Genomic DNA, 2,907 nt, shown 5'->3' with positions numbered 1-2,907 from the left:
GCCACTTCGGCCGCGACGAGCCGGAATTCACCTGGGAGCGCACCGACAAGGTGGCGGTGTTGCGGGATTTGGCGGGGGTGCGGGGCTGAATCAGAACGGGCGCTGATAGCGAACCGCCCATTCGGCGCCCACCAGACCGCTTCCAGGCGCCACGGGGCCGCAGCGGCCCCACCGCGCAGGGGCAGGGTCAGCGGCGCAAAACGCGGCTGGCCCGTCGCCCAGTCCACCCCGGTGGGCAGGTTCACGGTCGCCTGCCCCCGCCGCAGCGACAGCGGCTGGCTCACGGCCAGCACCAAGCGGTCATACGGCAATCCAACATTCCGGGCCTGCCACCCCAAAGCCACGCTCTGCAGCGCCATCCGCGCGCTGCCTTGCCAAGCGGGCAGGGTCTGCTGGGCGCGCGTCGCACTCCAGGCTGCCATCCACTCGCCGGCTGCCGTCTGGCGGGACAGTGCGGCACCCCACTGGGTCGTTCGGCCCTGGCCATCGGCCCACCACCGGCGGTCCGATGCCGTGGCATGCGCGGCCAGACGCCACGGCCCGCCGTGGTACGCCAACGCCAACTGCCGATCCACCTGTGCCCCGCCCAGAGCCGCGCTGCTGGAAACCTGCGCCAGCGACCACGCCCACGGCCCCGCGCGGTAGCGCCCCTCCACCCCACGGGCGCTGGGGTCCTGTGTCAGACCGCCGTGGGCCACCTGGGCCCAACCCGGCAGATACCGAGCCAACGACGCCTCGTCGCCTTCGGCCAACGGTGGGCCGCCCTGCCACCATGCCCAAGACCATGCCCCCGCCCCGGCGCGCCATCCGCCCTGCCAGCGCGGCCGGCCCTGTGCATCCACCTGCCACGCTCCGGTGACCTGCAGTCCATTGGACCCGCCGCTCGCCGCGGCAGATAGCGATCCCAGCGGCAAACTCAAGCCCGCCCGGCGGTCGGCAGACGCCACCAACCGCCCCAAAGGCACGGCAAAATGGCGGCGGTAGCGGTCGAACACCATCACCGGCACATCCTGCGCCTGCAAGGCGCGCGCCAACGCCCCGTCAGCCGCCAACGCGGCGGGTTGCCACCCCCCGTCCCCGCGGGGCAGCAGCGTCCCCCCCACGGGCTCGAGGGCGGCTTCCAAATCCAACAGCCCCCGCCTGTACACCTCATCAGGGCCCGGTGCGCCCAAATCGCGCGCCGTGTCCAACAGAATACCCGCCACCTCGGGTGCTTTCAGATACGGCCACAAGCCCCACACCGTCGCAGCCGCCCCCGCCACGATCGGCGTGGAAAAGCTGGTTCCGCTGGCATAGGCCAGCCCCTGCGCCGACGGCGGCAACAATGTCGGGGGCACCGTGGTCAACAAATCGACACCCGGCGCCACCAAGTAGTGCTCACGTGCCGGGCCGGCGCGGTTGCTCCACTCCGGCATGGCCCCCGTCGCGTCCACCGCCCCGACCGCGATCACATGGCCGCCGGCCTGCGGCGCGTATGCCGCCGGCCAGTCGGGCGACGGTCTGCCATCGTTACCCGCCGCGGCAATCAACAGCACGCCCTGCCGGCGCACGGTGTCCACGATGTCCGCCAACGGGGCCGAGGGGGCCGCTGCGGCCAGGCTCAAGTTCACGATGCGGGGTACCGCCTGCCCGGTGGGAGTGGCCACCGGTTGCTCGAGCACGGTGCGCACCGCGCGGCTCACCGTGCTGGGGTCGGTGCCGCTCGGCATGTTGGGAGAAGTCACCCGGACGGGCAGAACCAGCGACTGCGGCGCCATCCCGACCATGGACGGCCACCGGTCCGATCCGCGCGCGGCCACCAAACCCGCCACTGCCGTACCGTGACCATCCAGGTCGATACGGCCGTCCCCCGCATACCCCGGCGCGGTGTCACCCGTGACATCCACGCCCGGCAACACGGCCCCCGACAGCAGGGGGTGGCCTCCCACCCCGCCATCCACCACGGCCACCACCACGCCCTGCCCCTGGGCACCCACCGCATGGGCATAGCAGTAGCCGGTCAAGTCCAACGCGGGGTTGGCGTCATAGGACGGCCCGCTGGGCAACACGACCGGCGGGTAAGCATAGCCATCGTCCGGCTGCGTCAAAGCACTGCTGCCCCCGCCGCCGCACGCGGCGAGCGCCATCGCCAAGCCACACAGGCCAACCCAAACCCGCCACCGCGTCATGTCTTATCCCCCACCCGTCGGCGCAACCACCCCGGCACGCGAAAGCGAACCAGCCGCGCATAGACCCACACATAGGCCACCACAAAGCCCAATGCGCTGGCCACCAGCCACCTTTCGTCGTGCCAGAACAGCACGGCCGGCACGATGCCCAGGGACGCCAACCCCCCACAGGTAAGGCGAGGTCGCCGAATTGCGCGCCGTCACGTCGCGCGCCGCCTCGTGACCGGCCGCCCAGCGCACCAGCCGCCGATAGACCAGCATGTGCAGGTGCAGCCCGTCGGGCACGCCCGGCGACATCCCGCGCAAGAAGCGCTTGCGGTAGATGGAAAACAGCGTCTCGGTGATCGGGTAGGCGCACACCAGCAGGCAAAACCACGGCGACAGCTGCGGATGCCGCACCACCAGCAGCACCGCCACCTCCGCGAGCAGAAAGCCCACCAGATACGCCCCGCCATCCCTCAGAAGGATCAGCCCGCGCGGGTAGTTCCAGACGAAAAACCCCGCCAGCGCCCCGATCATCGCCAAGCACACCTGAACGATGAAGCTATCGCCCAAGACCCACGCCACGTAGCCGAAGGCCATGAACATCGACATGGACGTCGCCGCCGCCAGGCCGTTGAAGCCGTCGATGATGTTGACCGCGTTGGCCACGCCAGCCACCGCCACCAGCGTCACCGCCCAGGCCAGCAGCGGCCACAGCGCCAAGAGCGCATCCACCCCGGGCACCCCCAGCCGCGGC

General features: G+C 71.1%; 2 pseudogenes. Both read right to left on the bottom strand.

The features are described 5' to 3' along the window. Positions 1-1,199: 1,199 nt before the first annotated feature. Positions 1,200-2,126, bottom strand: a pseudogene (locus tag V7026_RS11300) (S8 family serine peptidase); the annotation flags it as partial. Between the two features lie 45 nt (positions 2,127-2,171). Continuing rightward, positions 2,172-2,907: pseudogene (locus tag V7026_RS11295) on the bottom strand (hypothetical protein); the annotation flags it as partial.

Origin of the sequence: Tepidimonas sp., from assembly GCF_036825565.1 — a bacterium.
GTDB lineage: Bacteria > Pseudomonadota > Gammaproteobacteria > Burkholderiales > Burkholderiaceae_C > Tepidimonas.
This window is presented reverse-complemented; position numbering and strand designations above follow the sequence as displayed.